The 230-nt window shown below is 37.0% G+C and carries 1 protein-coding gene; it reads left to right on the top strand.

Features of this window, described 5'->3' with window-relative positions:
• Positions 1 to 230 (top strand): phage integrase N-terminal SAM-like domain-containing protein (locus tag AAEY62_RS25135; RefSeq protein WP_350637226.1); only part of this gene is annotated, 230 nt, incomplete at both ends.

Genomic DNA, 230 nt, shown 5'->3' with positions numbered 1-230 from the left:
AAACTCAGCCATTATTTTAATAAACCACTCGATTTAATTACTGATGATGAGCTGAATATCTTTTTTAAAGATCCCGCCATTCGCAAGCTCTCCAGAGCGAGTCAAAAAATACAAATAAACAGCATTTGGTTTTTGTTTAAGAATATTTTACACCGCCCACTGAACTTAGACATAGCCTTGCCTAAAGCAAAACCTCGGGCACCTACTTATTTATCGCGTGATGATATTCG

The organism is Pseudoalteromonas sp. GW168-MNA-CIBAN-0100, from assembly GCF_040309225.1.
In the GTDB taxonomy this organism is placed as follows: Bacteria; Pseudomonadota; Gammaproteobacteria; order Enterobacterales; family Alteromonadaceae; genus Pseudoalteromonas; species Pseudoalteromonas arctica.
This window is presented reverse-complemented; position numbering and strand designations above follow the sequence as displayed.